Origin of the sequence: Terrimonas ferruginea DSM 30193 (assembly GCF_000425585.1) — a bacterium.
Lineage (GTDB): Bacteria > Bacteroidota > Bacteroidia > Chitinophagales > Chitinophagaceae > Terrimonas > Terrimonas ferruginea.
Genome location: NZ_AUDS01000010.1, coordinates 36,057 through 60,563 on the forward strand (window position 1 = coordinate 36,057; position 24,507 = coordinate 60,563).

At 49.3% G+C, this 24,507-nt stretch carries 20 protein-coding genes; 9 read left to right on the top strand and 11 right to left on the bottom strand.

Features of this window, described 5'->3' with window-relative positions:
- Nucleotides 1-10: 10 nt before the first annotated feature.
- The 9 genes from H608_RS0103220 to bglX (H608_RS0103260) all read left to right on the top strand — a co-directional run bounded on the left by H608_RS0103220 (nucleotide 11) and on the right by bglX (H608_RS0103260) (nucleotide 14,776).
- Entirely contained in the window at nucleotides 11-1,681 is a 1,671-nt protein-coding gene (locus tag H608_RS0103220; protein ID WP_028786413.1) for a glucoamylase family protein, read from the top strand.
- 14 nt (nucleotides 1,682-1,695) lie between these two features.
- The gene (locus H608_RS0103225) at nucleotides 1,696-3,051 is read left to right on the top strand and encodes a glucoamylase family protein (RefSeq protein ID WP_028786414.1); all 1,356 of its coding nucleotides are present in this window, start codon (nucleotides 1,696-1,698) and stop codon (nucleotides 3,049-3,051) included.
- Nucleotides 3,052-3,059: 8 nt separating this feature from the next.
- On the top strand, nucleotides 3,060-5,204 hold the full coding sequence (locus tag H608_RS0103230) for a glucoamylase family protein (RefSeq protein ID WP_028786415.1): 2,145 nt from the start codon (nucleotides 3,060-3,062) through the stop codon (nucleotides 5,202-5,204).
- Between the two features lie 6 nt (nucleotides 5,205-5,210).
- Nucleotides 5,211-6,977, top strand: coding sequence for a family 43 glycosylhydrolase (locus H608_RS0103235; protein WP_081658779.1), 1,767 nt, complete (start codon nucleotides 5,211-5,213; stop codon nucleotides 6,975-6,977).
- Between the two features lie 14 nt (nucleotides 6,978-6,991).
- A complete protein-coding gene (locus tag H608_RS0103240; protein WP_028786417.1) occupies nucleotides 6,992-7,678 on the top strand; it encodes a GDSL-type esterase/lipase family protein in 687 nt (228 codons plus the stop codon).
- Between the two features lie 34 nt (nucleotides 7,679-7,712).
- A complete protein-coding gene (bglX, locus tag H608_RS0103245) occupies nucleotides 7,713-9,989 on the top strand; it encodes a beta-glucosidase BglX (protein ID WP_028786418.1) in 2,277 nt (758 codons plus the stop codon).
- The gene (locus H608_RS0103250; protein ID WP_038007008.1) at nucleotides 9,989-10,774 is read left to right on the top strand and encodes a carboxylesterase family protein; all 786 of its coding nucleotides are present in this window, start codon (nucleotides 9,989-9,991) and stop codon (nucleotides 10,772-10,774) included. Before bglX (H608_RS0103245) ends, H608_RS0103250 begins: the two co-directional genes overlap by 1 nt.
- Nucleotides 10,775-11,077: 303 nt before the next feature.
- Nucleotides 11,078-12,547, top strand: coding sequence for a glycoside hydrolase family 30 protein (locus H608_RS0103255; RefSeq protein WP_028786420.1), 1,470 nt, complete (start codon nucleotides 11,078-11,080; stop codon nucleotides 12,545-12,547).
- Between the two features lie 9 nt (nucleotides 12,548-12,556).
- Nucleotides 12,557-14,776, top strand: coding sequence for a beta-glucosidase BglX (gene bglX / locus H608_RS0103260; RefSeq protein WP_028786421.1), 2,220 nt, complete (start codon nucleotides 12,557-12,559; stop codon nucleotides 14,774-14,776).
- 223 nt (nucleotides 14,777-14,999) lie between these two features.
- On the opposite strand, the gene H608_RS0103265 is transcribed toward bglX (H608_RS0103260), so the two are convergent.
- The 11 genes from H608_RS0103265 to H608_RS23375 all read right to left on the bottom strand — a co-directional run bounded on the left by H608_RS0103265 (nucleotide 15,000) and on the right by H608_RS23375 (nucleotide 24,491).
- Entirely contained in the window at nucleotides 15,000-15,590 is a 591-nt protein-coding gene (locus H608_RS0103265) for a hypothetical protein (RefSeq protein ID WP_028786422.1), read from the bottom strand.
- A gap of 37 nt (nucleotides 15,591-15,627) precedes the next feature.
- Nucleotides 15,628-16,653 (bottom strand): beta-ketoacyl synthase chain length factor, encoded by a 1,026-nt coding sequence (locus H608_RS0103270; protein ID WP_028786423.1) that lies wholly within the window; start codon nucleotides 16,651-16,653, stop codon nucleotides 15,628-15,630.
- A 76-nt stretch (nucleotides 16,654-16,729) separates the two neighbouring features.
- Nucleotides 16,730-17,920 (bottom strand): beta-ketoacyl-[acyl-carrier-protein] synthase family protein, encoded by a 1,191-nt coding sequence (locus tag H608_RS0103275; RefSeq protein ID WP_028786424.1) that lies wholly within the window; start codon nucleotides 17,918-17,920, stop codon nucleotides 16,730-16,732.
- An 8-nt stretch (nucleotides 17,921-17,928) separates the two neighbouring features.
- Nucleotides 17,929-18,219 carry a phosphopantetheine-binding protein gene (locus tag H608_RS0103280; RefSeq protein WP_342664838.1) on the bottom strand — a complete coding sequence of 97 codons (291 nt, stop codon included), beginning with the start codon at nucleotides 18,217-18,219 and terminating at the stop codon, nucleotides 17,929-17,931.
- Nucleotides 18,220-18,227: 8 nt separating this feature from the next.
- The gene (locus H608_RS0103285) at nucleotides 18,228-19,517 is read right to left on the bottom strand and encodes an ABC transporter permease (RefSeq protein WP_028786426.1); all 1,290 of its coding nucleotides are present in this window, start codon (nucleotides 19,515-19,517) and stop codon (nucleotides 18,228-18,230) included.
- 98 nt (nucleotides 19,518-19,615) lie between these two features.
- On the bottom strand, nucleotides 19,616-20,356 hold the full coding sequence (locus H608_RS0103290; protein ID WP_028786427.1) for an ABC transporter ATP-binding protein: 741 nt from the start codon (nucleotides 20,354-20,356) through the stop codon (nucleotides 19,616-19,618).
- Nucleotides 20,357-20,370: 14 nt separating this feature from the next.
- Nucleotides 20,371-21,390 carry a BtrH-related acyltransferase DarH gene (gene darH, locus H608_RS0103295; RefSeq protein WP_028786428.1) on the bottom strand — a complete coding sequence of 340 codons (1,020 nt, stop codon included), beginning with the start codon at nucleotides 21,388-21,390 and terminating at the stop codon, nucleotides 20,371-20,373.
- A gap of 24 nt (nucleotides 21,391-21,414) precedes the next feature.
- Complete coding sequence (DarG, locus tag H608_RS0103300) at nucleotides 21,415-21,813, bottom strand: flexirubin biosynthesis protein DarG (protein ID WP_028786429.1); 399 nt, start codon at nucleotides 21,811-21,813, stop codon at nucleotides 21,415-21,417.
- A gap of 25 nt (nucleotides 21,814-21,838) precedes the next feature.
- Complete coding sequence (gene darB, locus H608_RS0103305; RefSeq protein WP_211227021.1) at nucleotides 21,839-22,984, bottom strand: dialkylresorcinol biosynthesis protein DarB; 1,146 nt, start codon at nucleotides 22,982-22,984, stop codon at nucleotides 21,839-21,841.
- A gap of 4 nt (nucleotides 22,985-22,988) precedes the next feature.
- Nucleotides 22,989-23,894, bottom strand: a complete 906-nt coding sequence (locus H608_RS0103310; protein WP_028786431.1) for a hypothetical protein — start codon at nucleotides 23,892-23,894, stop codon at nucleotides 22,989-22,991.
- Between the two features lie 12 nt (nucleotides 23,895-23,906).
- Nucleotides 23,907-24,491, bottom strand: a complete 585-nt coding sequence (locus tag H608_RS23375) for a hypothetical protein (protein ID WP_051267985.1) — start codon at nucleotides 24,489-24,491, stop codon at nucleotides 23,907-23,909.
- Between the last annotated feature and the right edge of the window lie 16 nt (nucleotides 24,492-24,507).

Sequence of the window (24,507 nt, forward strand, 5' to 3'; positions counted from 1 at the left end):
AAAGGTACTCATGAACTTATTTTCCCGCACTTCTCAATGGTTCGTTTGTCTCGCAGTATTACTGCTGATGAATACCAATTGCAAAAAATCCGATGGTGGTAGTGAACCACAAAGTCTCACTCTTTCGTTTACGGTGAATGGCTCTTATAATGGCACGTTGTCTTATAACGGGCTCAACAACAATCCAACGATCCGGTTTACTTTTTCTTCACCGATCGACCAGGCGACTATTCCGGCAGGTATCACGTTGAAACAGGGAGGATCTTCCGTCAACTATACCCAGCAACTGGAAAACAACAACACAATACTGCAAATAAAACCGGCCGCTCCGCTGAGTGGCTTTTCATCATATAACCTTACCGTTACCGAACAATTGCGCAGCCGCAACGGCGGACGCCTGTTGAATCCGGTGACCATCAATCTCAGCACCGGCATCGATTCTTCCCGCAAGTTTCCACAGATCAGTGATGAGGAGTTAATGACCAAAGTGCAGCAGCAAACATTCAGATATTTCTGGGACTTCGCACATCCCACCAGCTTTCTCGCGCGCGAACGGAGCAACGGCAACAACAATGTTGTTACGTCAGGAGGTTCAGGTTTTGGTGTGATGGCGATCGTAACGGGCGTGGAAAGAGGATTTGTTACACGCACCGCCGCTGTAACACGGCTCCGCACCATGGTCGGTTTTCTGAAGAATACGGCCGTTAAAGTGAAAGGCGCTTTTTCACATTGGATCGATGGCACCACCGGCGCAATCGTTCCTTTCAGTGCAAATGATAATGGTGCCGACCTGGTGGAGACTTCCTTACTTATGCAGGGACTGCTTACCGCCAGGCAATATTTCAACGGAGCAGGCGCCGAAGAAACAGCGCTCCGCGCCGATATCAACGCCATCTGGAATGGCATCGACTGGGACTGGTTCAGAAGAGGAGGGCAAAATACCCTGTATTGGCATTACAGCGATAACCTGGGCTGGGCCATGAACCTCCCGATCCGCGGATGGAACGAATGCCTGATTACTTACGTGCTGGCCGCCTCTGCGCCCACCAATCCGATTCCCAAAATTGTATATGACAATGGATGGGCCGCTAACGGTGCTATCCGCAATGGCAACAATTATTATGGTTATAACCTGCCGCTCGGTCCTGACCGCGGCGGACCGCTTTTCCTTTCCCATTATTCCTTCCTGGGCATCAACCCGAATGGTTTGGTGGATGCATACGCCAATTATAATACGCAGGTAAGGAATCATGCACTCATCAATTATGAATATTGCAAACAGAATCCGCGTAACTACTATGGTTACAGCGATTCGGTTTGGGGACTGACAGCAAGCGATATTCCAAACGGCTATACGGCCAGCTCTCCAACGAATGATGTTGGCGTAATTGCACCTACGGCAGCATTGTCTTCTTTTCCTTATACACCACAGCAGTCATTGGCCGCGCTCCGGTTTTTCTATTATGTGCTCGGTGACCGGCTCTGGAAAGAGTACGGGTTTATCGATGCGTTTTCATTAAAAGATCAGTGGTTTGCCGGTTCACATCTTGCCATCGACCAGGGACCGATCATCATCATGATCGAGAACTATCGTACAGGCCTGCTTTGGAATTTATTTACGAGTTGTCCGGAAATAAAAACGGGTATGCGTAATCTTGGATTTACTGCACCCTATCTCTGATGAAATGTAGTGTTATGAAAAGATTGAATTTTTTTACCGGATGCGTTGCTATGTTGTTGCTTGCCGGTTGTGCCAACCGCCCGGTCGGCAGCAGTAATGCAGTGGCGGCATCGGATACGGCATTGTTCCGGCAGGTACAGCAACAGACATTTCAGTATTTCTGGGACGGTGCCGAACCAACAAGCGGATTGGCAAGAGAACGTATTCATATCGATAGCATTTATCCGCAAAAAGACCAATCCGTAATTACCAGCGGTGGTGGCGGTTTTGGCGTGATGGCCATTCTTGTGGGAATAGAAAGAGGATTCATCACAAGAGAACAGGGGTTGAAACGCATGGAAACAATTGTGAGCTTTCTCGAAAGAGCCGATCGCTTTCACGGAGCATGGCCCCACTGGTGGCACGGCAATACCGGAAAGGTAAAACCTTTCGGTCGTCGTGATAACGGTGGCGACCTGGTAGAAACTTCTTTCATGTTGCAGGGATTGCTCTGCGTTCGCCAATACTATCGCGATGGCAGTGATGCGGAAAAAAAGATTGCCGCACGTATCGACAAACTGTGGCGCGAAGTGGAATTTGATTGGTACCGCAACGGGCAGGAAGTATTGTACTGGCATTGGAGCCCGGAATATGGATGGCAGATGAATTTCCCCGTGAAAGGCTACAACGAGTGCCTGATCATGTATATCCTGGCGGCTTCTTCACCCACGCATGGTGTGCCGGCTTCCGTTTATCACCAGGGCTGGGCGCAAAACGGTGCCATCCGCAAACCCTGGAGCTACGGCGGATATGACATGGAACTTCTCTACCAGGGTGATGTACCGAACGGCGGCCCGCTGTTCTGGGCACATTATTCTTATCTCGGATTGGACCCGCGCGGATTGAAAGACCGCTACGCCAATTACGAAACCGAGACACGCAACCAGGCGTTGATCAATTATCAATGGTGCGTAAATAATCCGAAGCAGTACCAAGGTTACGCTTCCAACAATTGGGGATTGACTGCCAGTTATTCCGTAAGAGGTTATCATGCGCATGCCCCCGACAGCACCAATGATCTCGGTGTGATCAGTCCTACCGCAGCACTCGCCTCTTTTCCTTATACACCCGCACAATCAATGGCGGCGATGAAATATTGGTACAATGAACGGCGCAGCCAACTCTGGGGACCTTATGGTTTCTATGATGCGTTCAGTGATACGTATAAATGGTATCCGCAACATTACCTGGCCATCGACCAGGGACCGGTAGTAGTGATGATGGAGAACTATCGCTCCGGACTACTCTGGCGTTTGTTCATGAGTTGCCCGGAAATAAAGGAAGGATTGCGCAAGCTCGACTTCCAGAGCCCATGGTTATCACAAAAATGACGATGCATATGAAAAGAATCAGTCTGTTTGCCCTTGCCCTGCTGACAGCGACGATTGCGCGTAGTGCGGAACCTCCGCAGGACTACACCGTATTCGTCAATAGCCGCATGAACGGTTCGTATTTTTTCAGCCATGCCATTGCTTCCGGTGCTTCTTCCGTTGAACATACCGACGGCAGACTTCCCGTGAGCGAAACTATTTTTAATACACCCGGCAACGCATTGCGTATGACGTATACCAATGGCACCAATGGAAGCTGGGATGCCGCGGTTATCCGACCGCGCCTGCGTGGCATCGATCAATTCAACAAAGCAAATTATTTTTCCTGCTGGTTGTACAGCCCTGTTGCCATTACAACAGGGTTGCCCAGTGTAAGATTGATGTATCGCGACAGCACTTTTTCTCCGAAAGGTTCATTGTTGCCGGTAGCAGCAGGTAAATGGCAACGGTTTGTGCTGCCCGTGGGCGCACTTGGAGTAGAAGATCCTGCGCGCATCAGGGATGTGGTGGCTGTTGTATTCTCGCAGCAAGGTAAGGATGGAAAAAAACATACGTTGTATGTGGATGATATTCTCTTCTGCTCATCCATGAGCAATCTTCCACTGACGCTTAAGCCGGTGTTGCGTTCGGCAACAGGCTACGACCGGCATATAGATATCACCTGGGATAAACCCGCCGATCCCAATATCCGATACGTGAAAATATATCGCTCGGAAGATGGCCGTCAGTATACCCCTGTTGGCATACAGCAACCTGCTGTAAACCGCTATGCAGACTATGTAGGAAAAAACAACAATAAAATCTCTTACCAGGTTTCTTTCCTTGACAAGCAATACCGCGAATTAAAATCTGTAAGCACCGTGACCGCAAAGACACGCCGCATGAGCGACGAAGAATTGCTGACGATGGTGCAGGAAGCAGCCTTCCGCTATTATTGGGAAGGCGCTGAGGCCAACAGCGGACTGGCACGCGAGAATATTCCCGGCCGCGAAAACATGGTGGCCATGGGCGCCGCAGGGTTTGGTATGATGGCATTGGTAGCCGGCACCGAACGCGGATTCGTTACACGTCAGCAGGCGGTTGAACGGTTTACGCGCATCACGCAATTCCTCGAACGTTCAGAAAAATTTCATGGTGCTTTCGCACATTTCATGGATGGACCAACTGCTAAAGTGGAACCATTCTTCGGACAAAGAGATAACGGAGGCGACCTCGTGGAGACTGCTTTCCTGGTGCAGGGATTGCTGACCGCAAAGGCTTATTTCAATAAAGAAAATGCAGCGGAAGAGGCGATCCGTAATTCCATCACGCGTCTGTGGCAGGGTATCGAATGGAAGTGGTACAGGCGTTATGCAGAAAGTCCCTACCTGTACTGGCATTGGTCGCCGGACAAAGAATGGATCATCGATCACCGCCTGATCGGCTGGAACGAAACGATGGTTACCTATCTGTTAGCGATCGCATCGCCAACGCATGCTATTCCTGCCTCGATGTATTATAGCGGCTGGGCCAGCCAGGATACCATTGCACAGCAATACCGTGCAGCCTGGGGCGAAACAAAAGACGGCTCGATGTACACGAACGGCAAGACCTACCAGGGCATCAAACTCGATGTAGGGGTGTCGAGCGGCGGACCTTTGTTTTTTACACACTACTCTTACATGGGTTACGATCCGCACCAGATCACAGACCGTTATGTAAATTATTTTACCAATAACCAAAACATCGCGCGCATCAATTATAAATATTGCGTAGCCAACCCCAACCGGTTCAAAGGTTACAGCGATAGTAGTTGGGGATTGACGGCAAGTGATGGCCCGCGCCGTTATTCGGCGGATGAACCTGCCCAACACCAGGATAATGGAAAGATCACGCCAACAGGCGCCATCAGTTCTTTTCCCTACACGCCTGACGAGTCGATGAAAGCGCTGAAGAAATTTTATTACGATTATGGTCATTTTCTCTGGGGCGAATACGGCTTCCGGGATGCCTTCAACCTTTCGCAAAACTGGTGTTCTGATATTTTCATGGGGCTGAACCAGGCGCCGATGGTAGTGATGATCGAAAACTACAGAACAGGATTGATCTGGAAATTATTCATGAGCAACCCGGATATACGTAACGGAATAAAGAAATTGGAATCTGAAAAATAGGAAAATATGACCCTGAAGCGGACGATGATTTTTTGTGTGATGCTCATGCTGTGCAACGTTTCTTTTGCGCAGCAAAAAACATATTGCAATCCCATCAATGTTGACTATGGCTATACGCCGATACCCAACTTCAGCGAATGGGGACGTCACCGCGCTACGGCGGATCCGGTGATCGTGAATTATAAAGGCGATTACTTTTTATTCAGCACCAACCAATGGGGTTATTGGTGGAGCAGCGATATGCAAAAATGGAATTTTGTTCCCCGTAGGTTCCTGCGTCCCTGGAATAAAGTATATGACGAATTATGCGCGCCGGCGGTTGGCATTATCGGCGATACCATGATCGTGTTCGGCTCTACCTACAGCAGCAACTTCACGGTGTGGATGAGCACCAATCCAAAAAAAGATGAATGGAAACCACTTGTCGATTCTTTTGAGATCGGCGGCTGGGACCCGGATTTTTTTACCGACGATGATGGACGTCTTTACATGTACAACGGTAGCAGCAACCGTTATCCGCTTTATGGCATCGAGTTGAACCGCAAAACACTCCAGCCCATCGGCACAAGAAAAGAAATGTATTTCCTGGAACAATGGCGATACGGATGGCAACGCTTCGGTGAATACCTCGACAATACCTTCCTCGATCCATTCCTGGAAGGCGCGCACATGACCAAACACAACGGGAAATATTACCTGCAATACGGCGCACCGGGCACGGAATTCAGCGGCTATGCCGATGGTGTGGTAGTTGGTCCGGGGCCATTAGGGCCGTTTGTACCACAATCAGATCCGTTCAGCTACAAACCCGGCGGCTTTGCAAGAGGGGCAGGACATGGCGCTACGTTCAAAGACAATTACCAGAATTATTGGCACGTATCTACGATTGTTTTGGGTGTGAAAAATAATTTTGAAAGACGCATCGGAATATGGCCGGCAGGTTTTGATGCAGACGGTGTGATGTACTGCAACACGCGCTTCGGTGATTATCCGCACTACCTTCCTTCCACTACTATTCCGCAGGCGCCCTATGATCCGGCGAAACATGCCTCGTTCACCGGATGGATGTTGCTCAATTACAAAAAACCGGTGACGGTTTCCTCCACATTGGGAAGTTATGTCGCCAATCACGCGGTGGATGAGAATATCAAAACCTATTGGAGCGCAGCGACTGGTAACAAAGGCGAATGGATACAAACAGATCTTGGTGCATTATCGGAAGTGAGAGGCATACAAATCAATTATGCCGATCAGGATGTAGACAGCAGTTTTCTCGGCAAATCGGCCGGTGTGTATCATCAATATCGTTTATGGCATTCAACTGATGGAAAAAAATGGCAACTGCTGGTCGATAAAAGCCAGAACCAGACGGATGTACCGCATGAATATGTAGAATTAACAAAACCAGTACAAACCCGTTACATAAAACTGGAGAATATTCACATGCCTACCGGTAAATTTGCCATCAGCGGATTGCGGGTATTCGGATATGGCAAGGGTGCAAAACCGGAGCCGGTGAAACAACTCATTGTGCTCCGCACGGAAAAAGATAAACGCAGCGCCTGGATCAAATGGAGTCCGTCCGGCAATGCGTACGCCTATAATATTTATACAGGCGTTTCTCCCGGCAAGCTGTACAACTGCATCATGGTGCACGATGCAAACGAATACTATTACAAAGCCATGGATCGTGAGAAAACCTATTATTTCGCCATCGAAGCTATTAACGAAAACGGCGTATCAGAACGGTCGCCCGTGATGAAAGCCGAATGATTTAAAAACGGAGTATGAAAAAATTTTTGCTGACAGGATTTCTATTGCTGTTATTGTTTGCCAATGCAGGCGCACAGCAGCGACCTTTTTATGGTGAAGTGCAGAACATCATCAAAGGTGACAGTGCGCTGAAGATGACCAGACAGCAACAAATCCTGCTGATCGGCAGTTCCTCGTTTACACGGTGGAAAGACGTAAACAGTTATTTTCCCGGGTATGAAATCAACAACAACGGTTTTGGCGGATCCTCCATTCCGGATGTGATCTACTACCTGGATGATATTGTGCCGGTGAACAATACCCGGCAGGTCATTATCTATTGCGGAGAAAATGATCTCGCCGCATCAGATACCGTTACCGGCGAAATAGTAGCCGAGCGGTTCAGGCAGCTTTATTACCTGCTGCGAAAAAAAATGAAAGACGTACAGATCGTGTACATCTCGATGAAACCCAGCCCCAGCCGTGTGCTGCTGCAATCGAAAATGATCGTTGGCAATACACTTATCCGCAATTTTCTCCGCAACCGCAAAAATGCCGTGTATGTTGATGTTTACCGGGAAATGGTAGACGATGAAGGAAAAGTGTTTCCCGATCTTTTTGTAAATGATAATCTGCACATGAACGCAAAAGGCTACGAGATATGGAAACGGGTACTGCTGCCTGTGCTAAAAAAACCAGCGACCACAAACGCTACTCCCTGATCACATTTTTGAAACTATCTAAAATACCTGACGAATGCGGAAGTTATTATTGATCGCACTGACAGCCATCTCCACACAAGCCATCGCGCAAGTAACGAACGACGGCAAGATGAAAATCTTTGTGGATGCGCTGATGAAAAAAATGACACTCGACGAAAAGATCGGGCAATTGAACCTGCCGGGTGCCGGAGACATTACAACCGGGCAGGCATCCAACTCCAACATTGCGGGCCAGATCCGCGAAGGCAAAGTAGGCGGTCTTTTCAATATCAAGTCCGTGGAAAAAATCCGCGACGTACAACGCGTGGCGGTAGAACAGAGCAGGCTGAAGATCCCGCTGATCTTCGGCATGGATGTGATCCACGGATACCAGACGGTGTTCCCGATCCCGCTCGGACTTTCCTGTACCTGGGACATGCAGGCGATCGAACGCAGTGCCCGCATTGCCGCTATAGAAGCGAGTGCCGACGGCATCAACTGGACGTTCTCGCCGATGGTAGACATCTCCCGCGATCCGCGCTGGGGGCGCGTTTCAGAAGGAAATGGCGAAGATCCGTTTCTGGCATCCGCCATCGCCAAAGCCATGGTGCAGGGTTACCAGGGAAAAGATCTCGGAGCGGCTAACACCATCATGTCCTGCGTAAAACATTACGCCTTGTATGGTGCCGCCGAAGCCGGACGCGATTACAATACCACGGACATGAGCCGCATGCGCATGTACAACGATTACTTTCCGCCCTATAAAGCCGCCGTTGATGCCGGCGTGGGCAGTGTGATGGCTTCTTTCAACGAAGTGGACGGCATTCCCGCTACTGCCAACAAATGGCTGATGACCGACGTATTGCGCAAGCAATGGGGATTCAAAGGATTTGTGGTAACAGACTATACAGGCATCAACGAAATGGTAGATCACGGTCTCGGTAATTTGCAAACCGTTTCCTCGCTTGCCTTAAAAGCCGGTATCGATATGGACATGGTAGGGGAAGGGTTCCTGACCACATTGAAAAAATCATTGCAGGAAGGAAAGGTGACATTGGCACAGATCGATGCTGCCTGCCGCCGTATTCTCGAAGCGAAATACAAACTCGGCCTCTTTGCCGATCCTTATCGCTATTGCAACGAACAACGTTCAAAGACAGAAATATTCACCACCGCACCTCGTAACGAGGCGCGTAAGATCGCCGCCGAAAGTTTTGTGTTGCTGAAAAACCAGGCCAATACCTTACCGATCCGCAAGTCGGGTACCATTGCGTTGATCGGGCCACTTGCCGATGCTAAGGAAAACATGCCCGGTACCTGGAGTGTGGCGGCGGATTTTTCCAAAGCCATTCCTGTGTTGCAGGGATTGAAAGAAGTGGCGGGAGACAAAGCAAAAATTCTTTATGCCAAAGGTTCCAACCTGGTTGCTGATAGTACGTATGAAAAAAATGCAACGATGTTTGGCAAAACATTGCACCGCGATCAGCGATCCAATGAAGAAATGCTTCGCGAGGCGCTGGCCGTTGCCAATCAATCCGATGTGATCGTAGCGGCCCTGGGCGAATCTTCCGAGATGAGTGGGGAAAGCTCGAGCCGTACCGAACTCGGCATTCCCGATGTGCAGCAACAACTGCTGAAAGAATTATTGAAAACAGGCAAACCTGTCGTACTCGTGTTGTTCACGGGTCGTCCGTTGACATTGGAATGGGAAGAAAAAAATGTACCGGCCATCCTCAACGTATGGTTTGGCGGATCGGAAGCCGGTTATGCCGTTGCCGATGTATTATTTGGCGACGTCAATCCTTCGGGCAAACTGACCGCAACATTTCCCCGCAACGTAGGCCAGGTGCCGATCTATTATGCGCACAAGAATACCGGCCGCCCGCTGGCCGAAGGAAAATGGTTTGAAAAATTCCGCTCCAACTATCTCGATGTGCCTAACGATCCGCTGTATCCGTTTGGTTTTGGCCTGAGTTATTCGCAGTTTACTTACAGTGATATCAAACTGAGCGCTGCCTCTTTCAGACCCGGACAATCTATCACGGCGAGTGTAACGCTTACCAACAACAGCAAGGTTGCCGGCAAAGAAGTGGTTCAGTTGTATATCCGCGATCTCGTTGGTAGTGTAACGCGTCCGGTAAAAGAGTTGAAAGGATTTGAAAAAGTCGAGCTCAAAGCCGGGGAGAGCCGCACGGTATCCTTTACGATCAATGCGGAAACCCTGAAGTTTTATAACTACGACCTGAAGTACGTAGCCGAACCCGGCGATTTCAACGTTTTCATCGGTGGCAACAGCCGCGATGTAAAAGAAGCATCCTTTAAACTGCAGTAATGAAAAAACTACTCCTTCCGCTGTTATTGCTGATCAGTGTTGCGGCCACTGCGCAGCAGCGTGATCTCTCGGCTTATCAGCGATACCAATTCATACAAAACGGCGACACCTTGCCGTACCGGTTATTGTTGCCGGAAAATTATGATCCCAAACGAGCGTATCCGCTGGTGTTGTTTCTTCACGGGCGTGGCGAGAGTGGCAGGGATAATGAAAAGCAATTGGTGCATGGCGCCTCATTGTTTCTGCGCGACAGCATCCGCAAACGTTATCCGGCTATTGTCGTTTTCCCGCAATGCGCTGAAACCAGCTACTGGTCTAATGTACAGACGGTAGCCGACTCCACCGGGCAGCGTAAGTTTTATTTTGTTCCCGACGGCCCGCCCTCGCAGGCCATGCAGTTGCTTGTATCCCTGACTGGTCATTTGTTAAAGCAGTACAAGGTGAAAAGTGATCAGGTATATGTGATGGGGTTGAGTATGGGAGGCATGGGCACATTTGAACTGGTCCGCCGGTTGCCCAAAACTTTTGCTGCCGCCGCTCCGATCTGCGGTGGTGCCGATCCGTCTACGGCGTCTTTGCTGAAAAGTGTCAACTGGTGGGTGTTTCATGGGGCCAAGGACGATGTGGTGCTGCCGGAATATTCTGAAAAAATGGTGGAGGCTTTAAAGAAAACGGGCGCTAAAGTGCGCTTCACGTTGTATCCAGATGCTAATCACAACAGTTGGGATCCGGCCTTTGCGGAGCCGGGTTTGCTGGCGTGGCTTTTTTCAGTGAGAAAGAAGTAGTGAGTTATAAGTAGTAAGTATTAAGTAATAAGTTATAGGGTTTAGATAAAATCCGGAGGGGGAACCAGGAAGACAATTGCTGCTTACTTATAACTTACTACTTATTACTTATTACCTAATACGGCTGTTTTTACTTTTTACTTTTGAATTTTTACTTTAATTTCATCACTCACTGCTTTTCGTCGGGGAAATAACCCACTCCCCACTTGCTTAATCAGTTTAACAATTTGTCTGTTACAAGGACGCAATGCCGGTGCATTGTGCCTGGACTGTTATGCATTTTAAAAAATAAAAAGACAAACAATGACGAAAGCTGCCCTCATGATCGGTAGTGTTTTATTCCTGGCCTGCAACGCACCGCAAAAGCAGGAGAAGGCCGGACCTCAAACAGCCCCGGCCCCGTCTGTCGATGGCAAAAAAGTAATCGTGTATACCACGGCCGACAGTACCGACTATCGCCTCACCATTACCGACACGGTTGTGTTCAAAGAAATGAAACAACCGGTGGAAACACAGATCTGCGTATTCGTGGATCCAACCAGGCAATTCCAGCAATTCGAAGGCATCGGTGCTGCACTCACCGATGCTGCGGCGGAAACATTCGCCAAGCTGCCACCTGCCAAACAACAGGAATTCCTCAAAGCACATTTCGACAAACAACAAGGCATCGGTTATACCGTGGCGCGTACCAATATCAATAGCTGCGATTTCAGCAGCGATATGTATACCTATGTAGCCGACAACGACAAAGAATTGAAAACATTCGATGTGGCCCACGACAGACGGTTTAAAATTCCATTCATCAAACAGGCAATGGCTGCTGCCGGTGGCAGCCTGAAATTTTTCGCCAGTCCCTGGAGCCCGCCGGCCTGGATGAAAGACAACAACAACATGCTCAAAGGCGGCAAACTCAAACCCGAGTTTTACGAAAGCTGGGCTTCTTATTATACCCACTTTATCAAAGCCTACGAGAAAGAGGGAATTCCCGTCTGGGGCATCACGATACAAAACGAACCGATGGCCACACAGACCTGGGAAAGCTGTATCTATACGGCCGAAGAAGAAAGGGATTTTCTGAAAAACCACCTAGGCCCAACGATGCACAAAGCCGGTTATGCCGATAAAAAAATCATCGTGTGGGATCATAACCGCGATCTGATTTATCAGCGCGCACAAACCTATCTCAGCGATCCCGAAGCGGCGAAATACATCTGGGGCATCGGGTATCATTGGTACGAAGACTGGAGCGGGGGACAACCCATGTTCGACAACCTGCGCCGCGTTTATGAAGCGTTTCCCGACAAACACCTGTTCTTTACGGAAGGCTGCGCGGAAAGTTTTAATCCCACCCGCTACAAGGCTTGGGTGCTGGGCGAAGAATATGGCCGCAGCATGATCAACGATTTTAATAACGGCATGACAGGTTTCACCGACTGGAATATTCTATTGGATGAAACCGGCGGTCCCAATCACGTGGGTAATTTTTGTTTTGCACCCGTGCATGCCGATACGCGCACAGGCGAACTCATTTATACCAATGCTTACTATTATATCGGACATTTTTCCAAATTTATTAAGCCCGGCGCGCGTAGAGTGATTGCGGCCCCTTCCAGAAGTCAATTGTTGTCCACGGCATTTGTAAACGAAGATGGAAAGACCGTGGTAGTAGTAATGAACCAAAGCGACAAAAGCACGCCTTATTACCTTTGGATAAATGGCCGGGCCGCCGAAGTAACTGCATTACCACACTCCATTGCAACGCTTGTTTTTTAATTAATAAAAATGATTAACAGAATTATCATAGCAATATTGCTGTTGGTGACAACAACGGCAGCTGCACAAACGAAAATTGACCGGCGCGTTGATTCCGTTCTCCGGTTGATGACGCTTGAGGAAAAAGTAGGGCAACTCAATCAATATACCGCCGATGGCCTGGCTACCGGACCTGTATCCGGCGACGACCGCAAAGACGAACAACTGCGTCAGGGAAAAGTGGGGTCCATGCTGAACGTGAAAGGCGTAAAAGATACACGCGCCGTTCAGACGATCGCGCTACAATCGCGCCTGCGCATACCACTGCTGTTCGGGCAGGACGTGATACACGGTTATAAAACAACCTTCCCCATTCCGTTAGCCGAAGCGGCAAGCTGGGATTTGGCCGCTATCGAAAAAGCTGCACGCGTAGCCGCAGTGGAAGCAGCGGCAAGCGGCATCCACTGGACCTTTGCGCCCATGGTCGATATCGGCCGCGATCCACGTTGGGGCCGCGTGATGGAAGGTGCAGGAGAAGATACCTATCTCGGTTCACTGATCGCTGCCGCACGTGTAAAAGGTTTTCAGGGAAAAAGATTGGGAGATATCGATGCCGTGATGGCTTGTGTAAAGCACTTTGCCGCCTATGGTGCCGCCATTGGTGGCCGCGATTATAACAGCGTAGACATGAGCGACAGGATGTTGTGGGAAACCTATCTTCCTCCTTTTAAAGCCGCACTGGACGCGGGTGCCGCCACATTCATGAATTCCTTCAATGACCTGAATGGCATTCCCGCCACCGCCAACCGTTACCTGCAGCGTGATATTTTAAAAGGAAAATGGAAATTCTCCGGTTTCGTCGTCAGCGACTGGGGATCGATCGGTGAAATGATCGCACACGGCTATTCAGCTGATGGTGCTGCCGCAGCAAAATCGGCCATACTCGCAGGAAGCGATATGGACATGGAAAGCCGCGCGTACAGGGATCACCTGGTGACACTGGTTAAAAAAGGCGAAGTGCCTCTTTCAATAGTTGATGACGCGGTACGCCGGATACTCCGCAAGAAATTTGAAATGGGTCTGTTTGACGATCCATTCAAATTCTGTAACGAAGAACGCGAGCAGCAGGCATTGAACAACGCATCACATAAAGCGGCGGCGCGTGACATGGCGAAAAAAAGTATCGTATTGCTGAAAAATGAAAACTCGTTGCTGCCCTTATCGGATACGTTAAAAAGAATTGCCTTCATCGGGCCGCTGGTGAAGGAAGTCAAGCAGAATCTCGGCTTCTGGAGCATCGAGATGCCTGACGATTCAAGTTATATCGTTTCGCAGTGGCAGGGCCTGCGTGAACGACTGCCGGCCAATACGCAACTGACTTATGCAAAAGGTTGTGGCATTGCCGATACCTCACGCGGCGGATTTGAAGAGGCCCTGCGTGTGGCAAAAGCTTCGCAGCTTGTGATCATGAGCGTGGGTGAAAGCCGCGACATGAGTGGTGAAGCACATAGCCGCGCCAGCCTGCAACTGCCCGGCGTGCAGGAAGAGCTGATCAAAGCTATCCATGCTACCGGCGTACCGGTTGTCGTGGTCATCAACGCCGGCCGTCCCTTGATCTTTAACTGGACGGCGGACAACATGCCCGCCATTGTATACTCCTGGTGGCTCGGCAGCGAAGCCGGTAATGCGTTGGCGGATGTACTGACAGGCGATTATAATCCATCGGCAAAATTACCCATGACTTTCCCGCGCGCAGAAGGACAGATTCCTATTTACTACAATCATTTCAACACGGGACGTCCGGCTGCCAGTGACAGCGATCGTAATTACAAATCGGCTTATACCGATTTGTCTTTGTCTCCACGTTACGCATTTGGTTATGGACTTAGTTATACGACGTTTCGTTACGACAACCTGCAACTGGATAAAAAGAAAATGAAAGCCGGTGAGCAGATCAGTCTGCAATTGAAGGTGACCAACACCGGTAAATATGCCGGCGAAGAAGTGGTGCAACTCTATCTCCGCGACCGTTTCGGGTCGGTGGTGCGGCCGGTAAAGGAATTAAAAGATTTCAGAAAGATCAGTTTGCAGCCCGGCGAAACCAAGACTGTACAGTTCATCATCAATAAAGAAAAATTATCCTTCTACAACGACAAGCTTCAATGGATCGCGGAGCCAGGTGTGTTTGATGTGATGGTCGGTTCGGCTTCGGATGATATAAGGGTAAAGGAGGTGATTGAGTTGATGTGAAAAACGTGAATCGTCAATGGTCAATCGTCAATAAGACGGCGTCGCTTTTTCACGCAAAGCGGCGTAAGGGGCAAAGGCGCTAAGATTTCTGTATCCCATGGTTCGTGTATACACGAACCATGGATTTGTGATTAACAATTCAGTATTCACTCATTCACTGATTGACTTATTGACAAGAAAGGCGGACCATTGGTCCGCCTTTCTTTATAATTGAGGGAAAAAATTACTTGATGTATTTTCCGAGAGACTTACCAGCCTTGGCGTAAGACTCGGAGATGCGTTCGCCGGTATCCCAGTCATTGCCCATGAACGTGCGGCCGGGCGCATTGTCCAATGTGAGTTTGGCAATCACATTGCTTTTGTTTGCAGTTTCCACGATCAATACTTCTGCATCGATAGAGGCATTCTTACGGGTAACATACACGTTGAAGCCAGGCTCGGTGAAAGTGGTATGAAAGATCAATGTATACTTGGCTTTTTTGCTGTCGGTCATTTCCGCATGTTTGGTAAACAGCTCGATGAAATTAGGCTCGAAGCGGTTCTTGCGGTCGTCGATCCAGGCTTTTTCCCAACGGTCGCCACGGCCGGCTTCTTTAGCGTTGTACTCGGTTTTCTTTTTGTTGATGTAGTCAGCTTCTTTATCGAATTTTCCTACCGCCATGTTGTCATAGGTGAACTCGATATTGATGCTTGTTTCGTTTTTCAATACGTCGAGACTTCCTTCTTTGAGTTTGATTTTTTGAGCCAGGGCAGTCAGCGAAAGGCAGGCAGTAGTCATTACCAGCAGGGTGGCTCTGAGAAATTTAGGTTTCATTTGTTAAGGTTGTTTTTGATTAGGGGAACTAAAATAACTATTTTTTTGATAGTAAGATCAGGCTGTGTTGTTCGCCTTTGTAAGTATTATAAATCAATACCGGCCCCGCGGTATTTTCTTTACCTTTTTTATAGAAATGGTGAGGAAGAGCTTCTCCTTCAAACAGCCGGCAGGTAAGCCAGAGTGCGATGCCCGCGGCCGTGGGGTATTCGCCGCTCATATGTTTGAAGCGCCCAACGGCGCTTCCGGGAAGTAGTTTTTCGCAGGTTTCGTAGTAAGGGAGCAGGCGGTTGTCGCCATTCTCACCGGTGATGAGCAACGGAATATTTCCGTCGGTGTATTGTTGCAGGAATGCTTCGATATTCGTTCTGGCGTCGTCAGGATTCGTGCCATGCCAGGAACGGATGGCCCGCAAACGGGCAACGGCTTCTTCCGGCTGACCATTTACCACCAGCATCACGGCACCTTCCCCGGCAATACTACCCGGACTGTTTGCCTCGTATAGATCCTTGTTTTGTTGCGGATGTTTTTTGTACCAGCCGCCGAGCAAATCGATGTTGTAATTGTAGTCGGCAATTTCATCCACAGCACCTACAAGGTAATTGCGATGTGGATGTTCCATTGACAGCATTGCCGCATCCAGCAAAGCCTGCTCGAATGAAAGCCCGCGATGCACATGCGTGATGTTGTAACACTGGTTGCGTGTCATTAGTCCCAACTGACCGGCAATAGCGTTGGGCGTGCTTTGGACAAAGTTACCCGGCGTAAGCATGCCTTCATCGTAGTCGATGATCTGGTTGAGAAAACGGATACAGTCTTCCATTCCACCATTGGCGGTACCGATGATGATGCCATCGGGACGGAGATCTTTCAGCAGCGGCAATGCCGTACCTGTACCCATCCGCACGGCTTTACCCATTCTTCTCAACAATCCGGGAGGCACACCGTCGTATGACGGTTCGATGGCTTTCAGTTGATTGCCATCGGCGGGCAATAATGTATCCAGCCCGCCGGGAAGAGCGGTCTGCTGCGGGAAAATACAATTATGGTAATGGATGTACATGAATGAGGCTGACCGTACAAAAGTCACTAAATGTTTTTGTATGAAGTGTATTTCTACCGATTATTTAACAAAAGCATCAGACGGCGGAAAAGATGAGGGATGAACAGTTGCCTCCGAATCCAAAGGAGTTGGACATGATATGTGTTACCGGCAGGCTGCGGTAAGATGCGGATGGGATCAGGCCTGTGGAGACAATAGGTTCATTGAAACGAAGAGCCGGATAGCTCTCCTGGTATTGCAATTGCAGAATACTGAAAACGGCTTCCAATGCACCGGCGGCGCCCAGGGTATGGCCCGTGTAAGCTTTGGTGGATAAAAAAGGAGGAGGCGTACCGAAAAGCCGGATCATGGCGCGGCTTTCCGTTTCATCGTTGTTTTCCGTGGCCGTTCCATGAGCGTTGATGGCATCGATATCACCCGCGGTAAGCTGTGCGGCTTCCAATGCACGTTGCATACACAGGAATGGTCCTTCGCCTTCATCGGAAATGGAAGAGGGGTGATAAGAGTCATTGCTGTTGCCATAACCGGCGCAGTGCGCATATGTTTTTTTATCGTGGCAATCTTCTTCGCGTTCGAGAACGAGATAGGCACCGGCTTCGCCGAGATTAAGTCCTGTACGCCCGGCATCGAAGGGTGTACAGGGATTTGCCGAAAGAATATGCAACGCTTTGAATCCGTTGATGGTGAATTTGGCCAGGCTATCCGCTCCACCAACGATCACGCGGCGTGCAAACCCATGACGTAATAAACGTGCGCCGTAAAGAATAGCATTGGCAGAGGAAGAGCAGGCGGTATTGATGGTATTCTGAATACCACCAATGCGCAGGTGTTGTCCGAGAAATAAGGTAACCGATGCGTTATCGTAGGAGCTGAGAAACGGTGATCCCGCGAGGCCATCGTTGTTGGCATCATGATACAATTCATCGGTGAGGCACATGCCGCCAACCGTGCTGGCATTGATAAGGGCTGTATCGGAGGAGCGAAGTTGCTCCGGTGTAAGACCTGCATCCGTTATCGCTTCCCGTAAGGCCTGCAGGGCAATCAGGGACGTACGGGTAACGCCCGGGTCATCGATGCCGGATGATTGCTTCAGTTCATCTGTGGAGCGGGTTATTTCACCGCATGGCAAACTGCCCGCATAACGCGAAGGGAAATTGGACAGGGTACGTATACCACTTTGTCCGGAAATCAGCGCCTGGCGGTTAGCTGCCACATTATCCCCGATGGCACTGAATGCTCCTATGCCGGTAATGAGGATTCGGCTCACGGAATCTCTTATTTGGTGCGGTGCTGCTCGATATAGTCAACCATGGTATCAATATTCACCAGGATCTTGCGTCCTTCTTTAGGATCCTGGATATTGATGCCGTATTCGCGGCTGAGCAGCACGATCAGCTCGATTGAATCAATAGAATCAAGTCCCAGTCCTTCTCCGAACAATGGCTCATCGTCCTTTATATCTTCCGGTTTTACATTCGTCAGATTCAGGAATTTGATGATCTGCTCTTTTAATTGCTGCTTCAGTTGTTCTTTTTCCATTATTTCTGCTTTCTTTTTTTGCGGCAACGCGGTTTTTAAACCAGCCGTTTCCGTTTCAGTCCCCACCAAGCCACAACCTGGAATGCGAGGGTTATAACGAGCAAAGGTATAATATTCATTAAAATATCGCCCAGTTTACCGCCCTCAAGGAAAAGACCGTAATAGGCCTCCATGCACCAGTGCAGGGGCGACAGTTTCATGATATAGCGAAATCCTTCGGGCATGGCGAACGACGGGACCAATAATCCGCCAATGGCTGCCAGCAGCACTATCGACACGGCGCCAAAGCCATTGGCCTGCTCCTGCGTGTTGGCATATACGCCTACACAGATGGCAAAACTGGTGGCACACCATCCGCAAAGCAGCGTCACCAATACCAGCGCTGTAATATCACCGGGCAATATGAGTGCCGGTAAACCGATATGTGGAAATAAAAATATACCCAGCCCGAAAATCACGACGGCCTGCAACAGGGTAATGAGAATGTAAGTGATCTGTTTGGAGACCATGGCTACGCCGAAATGCGTGGGCAGCGTGCGCAGGCGAAGAAAGCTTCCGCTTCGCTTTTCCCGTACAATGCTACTTCCCAGCGATATGACGATAAAGAACATGGCAAATACCGTCCATGCAGGAATATTGTGTTGCGTGGCATTCGGATTGCCGCGGTTGCCATCGCGGGAAACGGCAACGGGAATGATCTCCGTTTGCTGCCCCACGATCTGGCTTTCCACCGAATCGGGAATATTTTCTTCGTTGATGGCTTTGTAAAGGCTTTTAACGATGTATTTGCTCTGTACTACCTGCAGTACGCTGCCAAGCGCACCTTCGATGCTGCGGCGAAAGGAAAGCTGCAGTGTAGGATGATAAAGCAGTTGCAAAGGCGCAAGACTATCGCCTTCACCGGAAGCTGTATTGTTTTCTCCGGAAATATCTTTGAGCGCCTTGCGTGCCACAGATTGCGCGCGGGCCATTACGTCCCGGCTGTAAGTAGGAGGAATGACCACCGCCACAAGGATCTCTTTTTTATACATCTGGTCGCGGACTTCCTGTTCGTTTTTGTAAGGGCCGCGTTCGGCGATAGTAAACATGCCCGCGTCTTCGATGGTCTTTACCAGTTCGCGCGATGCCGATGCCGAAGTATCGGCATCGCGGTTGTCGAGAATGATGGCCACTTTGTTGTTGTTGACCATTTCAAAGGTGCCGTTCTGCACCGAAGTGATCACAATGGTCAATACCACCGGCATCAGGAACATCAGCGTCAGTCCCACCTTGTCACGGGTGAGAATACGCAGATCTTTTATGATGGTCGACCAGAGACGGAACATAGTTAATTTGACAATTTGAAAATTTGATGATTTGAGAATGAAGATTGAAGACGGCCCCTAAAAGCATTTTCAAATTTTCAAATCATCAAATTATCACATTATGACCTGTACGCTCGTCCTGTCAACTCCAGAAACAAGCCTTCGAGTCCGTCTTGTTTGTGTTGATGAAGCAGGTTGGTGAGCGTATCGTTAATAATTATTTTTCCTTCATCAATCATGGCTACACGCGTACACAGGTCTTCGGCTTCATGCAACTGATGCGAAGTGTAGATGAGCGTGGTGCCATGCTGATTGAGTTGTTTGAGATAATGAATGATGGCGTGCCGTGTTTGCACATCCACACCAACGGTTGGTTCGTCGAGAAATAATACGCGCGGCTCATGCATCACGGCAATGGCCAGGTTGACCCGTCTTTTCATGCCGCCGGAAAATTTTCCTACCGCCTTTGTACGCACTTTTTCGAGCGACAGTACCGACAGCAATTCGTTGGTTTTCTCTTTGATTTCTTTTTTATTCAATCCTGCCCAGGCACCAAAGAATTGAAGATTTTCTTCCGTGCTGAGTTCGGGATAAAAGGAGAAATCCTGTGGCACTAAACCGAACAGGCTATTGATCTTCCTGTCGCGGCCGCGCAGTTCATAGCCCAGTAATTTAACCGAGCCGGTTTTATACGGCAGAAGCCCGGTCATGAGGCCCATGAGCGTGGTTTTGCCTGCGCCGTTTGGTCCAAACAGACCGAACCGTTCGCCCGCTTCGATCGTGAGATCAAGCTGGTCGAGTACGGGCTCCTGCGCCTGGTAGCGAAAGGAGAGTCCGGATATCTGTATGGCTGCGTCCATCTATTCGGCCCGGTCTATTTCAGCAGGGGAACTGTTTTTTTGAGACGTGTGAAAGCTTCTTTTTCGAGACCGGCAATTTCGATCAGCATGTCGCCCATTACATCGTAATCGGCCTGACTGCTGAGGCGTCCTTTATAGATGCCTGCTGCCTGCACGGCTGCATCGCGCCAGCGGTCACCGGCTTTGGTGAAAAGACCTGCTATCTCGGGTAATTCATCTACCGGATGATAAGCATGTGATTGCTGAAGAAATGCACCATAGATAAAACGGAATCCACCGCCGCCGGTACCAATTTCTTCCTGCATCCGCACCAGTTGCGCGAGGTAGCTTCTCGACTTTTCATCGCCGAGTTTGGATTTCCAGGTTTTGATTTTTTTACCGGTGTAACGGATACCGCTCACACCCGCAAAGAAACCCGGAATGTGCAGCATGTCGCGGATGTTGCGCTTGATACCGGATACAATGGCTTTTTTGATTTGTTCATCACTCACGGAACCGAACGCACCGGGATAATAGATCTGACCGCGCGGGGCTAATGGTCCTTTGGCAAAACGCACACGCTCAAGTTCATAACTGGTCAGTGTATGAAGGCTGTCCATTACCGGGTCGCTGATCTGGTAGGTATCGCCTTCCTTGCCGATGATGATGAGGTTGTGCGCGTTGAAATGAAAACGGTATTCTTTGGGGAAATAAGTAAGATAATATACGCCTACCTGGCACGCGGCGGGATGGCCGGCAGCCAGTCTCTCGTCGAGCGCACGGGCCGCACTTTCGCGCGAAGCGAATTTTTTTCTCACGACCGGAATGTCGAGCGACTGACAGGTACGCTTGAAAATGTTACCCGGCATGGTGCGGAAAGAGATCAACGGTGCGTTGTTCACTTTTACGATACCGAGATAAATATAGAAAAGCCCCGAACCGATACCAAAAGCCAGCGGCTCTGTGATTTGATTCATACCGTAATGCCGGAGCAGGCCAACGGTAACGCCATTTTCGCAATGGGCTGTCTGCGTGTGTTTGAAATCTAGTGTCATGAAGGTTTAGTGGTTGCGCCTTTCTTAAGCGAAAGGTTGCTTTAGTTGATTGACGGATACTTCAAACAGCTCCGCATATTTCTGCAGTTTGCGGTCGGACAGATTTTTAAATACACCGGGTTTGAGATGACGTTTTACCTGCCATTTCCAGAAGCCGGTATAGGAAGCCACGATCGTAAGATCCATTAATTTTGTTTCCATGAAAAAAAGCAGCGGACTGGCTTCGCCGTCTTCCACTTTCTTACGTGCATCGGCCACTCTTTTTTCGATGTCCTGCCAGGCCACGTCGAGTGCTTCGGCTTTTACGCTCCATCCGGTGCTGAGGCCGGTGGTGTAATTGCCCGATTCGTCCACGGCGTAGGTTACCTCCTTCGTCACATTGTTCAATGCGCTCGGGTCCTGTGGGATATCTTGTTTTTTCATAAAGAAAAAATTTAAAGGGCGCTTATCAGCAAACGGTAAGACCGCCGTACATGTAAGAGAAACGTGAGCTTTCCGGTACCAGCAGCAGGATACGGTCTCCTTTCTTCAGCTTGCCGCTCTGGAACAGTTCGTCTACCATAAGGTAAATGGAGGCGGCGCCTACATTGCCTACGTTCGGCAGGTTCACAAACCAGTTTTCGTAAGGAATAGGAATGCCTTGCTTTTCCATTTCATCGAAGATCTTGGTGCGGAAGAAATTGCTGGACATGTGTGGCAGGAAGTAGTTAACATCTTTTACGTCCCAGCCTCTTTTTTCCAGTGTCTCACGCATTTTGGTGATACCGAGTGGTACTACGTGTTCACCCAGCAGCTTCACATCCTGTTTGATGCTCATGATGGATTTGCCGATGAGGTCTTCGTTGGTAAAATCTTTATAGCTGATCAGGTTGCCATCCGCATCTTTATCGCTGCCCATGTACATGCAGGCTTCCATTTGCTGTGCATAGGAAAAGCCGTCGAGCCAGTCGATGCGGAGGTTCAGCCCGGTTTCGTTCTTTTTATCGCTGAGGAGGAAGGCGCCGGCGCCGTCGGAGAGCATCCAGCGGAGGAATTCTTTTTCAAAACCGATATAGGGATTTTCGGCGAGTGCTTCCAGTTTGGAGGCTTCCTCGTCGAACATCTCGGAGCGCATGGTGCGGGAGAGACGTTCTGATCCGGTGGCAACAGCGGTATGTGCTTCGCCGGTGCGAACAGACATATAGGCATATTTCAGCGCGTGCATACCTGCGCAGCAAACACCCGAAGGCGATACCACTTCGATGATGCCGGCCTCGGGCAGAGAGCCATGTACCTGCACACCGTGCGAGGGCATCAGCTGATCCGGGGAAGAAGTGCCGCAGGAGATCAGGTCAAGTTGCCTGATATCTTCCGGTTTATCGAACAATCCACGGATGGACTGAGCGACCATTTCAGCATTTGTATGCGTAGACTTTCCGCTGCGGTCGATGGCATAATAACGTTTGGTAATACCATTATTGCGCAGCACCAGTCTTTTTGATTTCGACGGTTTGTTGTTGATATAGCCCAGGTATTCCTCAATATCATCATTTGACACGGGTTCATTAGGAAGGAAATGAGACGTACGGGTAATGAAAACTTCGTTCAGCGACATGATCTTAATTTAAGGCGACTCCAGAATAATATTGTTTTTGTTCTTTGATACGGTTCAGTTTAAACCACCGGAAAAACAGTGTATCGATCAACAGCATCAGCGGTCCCATGATCAGCAGGGCGAACAGGAGATAATATTTAAAACCGGTAACCCAGGGACCTTTATTGGTTTTTTTGTTGATCAGGTTGGCCCAGATCGGGAAGAAACGGGCGCCCTTTCCTTCGAAAAACATCAGGTGATACTTGATCTGTATTGCTTTTTGTTCCACAAGGCGGGGCTGAAGACTTTCCCAATTATTACCAGCCAGATGCGCACTTACCGTTTCGCCAAATATAGCTGAATTGGCAATATCTTCATCGGTGACGCCGGGCTTGGGAAAGATGCCCCATTTTTTATCGCGGCGGCCGGAAAACATCCAGTGAATAATGGTAACCAGGCTCACATAATTGTTGTGTTTGTCTACGAGCGCGATATTTCCCACCAGGCGGGCGCCGGCTTTGGAAAGCAGGCCTTTTATTTTTTCCTGTGCATTGATCCACATATTGCGGCAGCCGCTGATAGTCACCACGGGCGTATTGCGTGCCACCGCCAGGAATGCGGGATGTTGTAAAAAGGAATTAGCGGGAATGCTCGGGGACAGGAACCACGGCTGGTAACCGATAATGATCAGGTCGTAGTTGCTTTCGCGAAGCGTGAACGGCTCCAGTTCTGCGGGCTTCAGCAGCACACAATCCGGCATGGCACCGAAAAAAGCAGGAGAAGTCCAGGGAAAAGGGAACTTTTTAGCGGGTTGTATCACCAGTTTTTCGACGGAAGCGCCTGCTTTTTCAAGTGGCGCCGTAAACCTGTCGATGATCTGACCCAGTTGCCCGGTCTGTGAGAAGTAAACCGCTAAAACTTTCTTATTCATGTTTAATTATAGTTACAGGTCTTCCGGGCGAAGCACCTTGGAATTCCTGGCGTACGAGGCCACGGCGGACTGTACGGCAGGAGGTAATTTTTTATGATGCTTGCGTATAAATTCTTTGTCTTCGTCAATATCCCCGCTATAGTTCACGATGCCGGGCGCATTTTCCTGGATCATGAGACGCAGAAAGCGGTACTCGGCGTTGTTTCCGTCTTTGGAAATAGCTTCTTCCAGTTTGGATTTGCCTTCTTTAAAAAGCTTTAATTTTCTGCCGGCGCCACCTACCACACCAGCCTTGCGCATCAGTAAAGCCCCTTCCAGCGCAGTTTTTTCAGCCGACGAACTTTTGCGGACCACCTCCAGTTGCTTATCGATGATACCGGCATCCTTAGCAGCCATGGCTGCATAAAATGGTTGCCTATCTTGCGCATAACCACTCAGTTGAGCAAAAAATGCCACAAAAAATACAAAGAGACTGATTGCGTATTTCTTTTTCATAAAAAAGCGTTCAAAGATAAAGAATTTAAGTTTGGGACCGTGGAGGTTTTCAGTAGAAGAAAACCATTGTTCAAACGTTGCAAACGGCTTGCCAGCAGTCATGGAACACTTTTTGCGA

Bases quoted from the DNA above. Each gene is read 5' to 3' on its own strand.
- H608_RS0103220 (WP_028786413.1), top strand. From the start codon at position 11: ATGAACTTATTTTCCCGCACTTCTCAATGGTTCGTTTGTCTCGCAGTA.
- darH (WP_028786428.1), bottom strand. From the start codon at position 21,390: ATGACACTAGATTTCAAACACACGCAGACAGCCCATTGCGAAAATGGC.
- darB (WP_211227021.1), bottom strand. From the start codon at position 22,984: ATGTCGCTGAACGAAGTTTTCATTACCCGTACGTCTCATTTCCTTCCT.
- H608_RS0103285 (WP_028786426.1), bottom strand. From the start codon at position 19,517: ATGTTCCGTCTCTGGTCGACCATCATAAAAGATCTGCGTATTCTCACC.
- bglX (WP_028786418.1), top strand. From the start codon at position 7,713: ATGCGGAAGTTATTATTGATCGCACTGACAGCCATCTCCACACAAGCC.
- H608_RS0103225 (WP_028786414.1), top strand. From the start codon at position 1,696: ATGAAAAGATTGAATTTTTTTACCGGATGCGTTGCTATGTTGTTGCTT.
- bglX (WP_028786421.1), top strand. From the start codon at position 12,557: ATGATTAACAGAATTATCATAGCAATATTGCTGTTGGTGACAACAACG.
- H608_RS0103290 (WP_028786427.1), bottom strand. From the start codon at position 20,356: ATGGACGCAGCCATACAGATATCCGGACTCTCCTTTCGCTACCAGGCG.
- H608_RS23375 (WP_051267985.1), bottom strand. From the start codon at position 24,491: ATGACTGCTGGCAAGCCGTTTGCAACGTTTGAACAATGGTTTTCTTCT.
- H608_RS0103270 (WP_028786423.1), bottom strand. From the start codon at position 16,653: ATGTACATCCATTACCATAATTGTATTTTCCCGCAGCAGACCGCTCTT.
- H608_RS0103240 (WP_028786417.1), top strand. From the start codon at position 6,992: ATGAAAAAATTTTTGCTGACAGGATTTCTATTGCTGTTATTGTTTGCC.
- H608_RS0103265 (WP_028786422.1), bottom strand. From the start codon at position 15,590: ATGAAACCTAAATTTCTCAGAGCCACCCTGCTGGTAATGACTACTGCC.
- H608_RS0103235 (WP_081658779.1), top strand. From the start codon at position 5,211: ATGACCCTGAAGCGGACGATGATTTTTTGTGTGATGCTCATGCTGTGC.
- H608_RS0103250 (WP_038007008.1), top strand. From the start codon at position 9,989: ATGAAAAAACTACTCCTTCCGCTGTTATTGCTGATCAGTGTTGCGGCC.
- H608_RS0103310 (WP_028786431.1), bottom strand. From the start codon at position 23,894: ATGAATAAGAAAGTTTTAGCGGTTTACTTCTCACAGACCGGGCAACTG.
- H608_RS0103230 (WP_028786415.1), top strand. From the start codon at position 3,060: ATGAAAAGAATCAGTCTGTTTGCCCTTGCCCTGCTGACAGCGACGATT.
- H608_RS0103255 (WP_028786420.1), top strand. From the start codon at position 11,078: ATGACGAAAGCTGCCCTCATGATCGGTAGTGTTTTATTCCTGGCCTGC.
- DarG (WP_028786429.1), bottom strand. From the start codon at position 21,813: ATGAAAAAACAAGATATCCCACAGGACCCGAGCGCATTGAACAATGTG.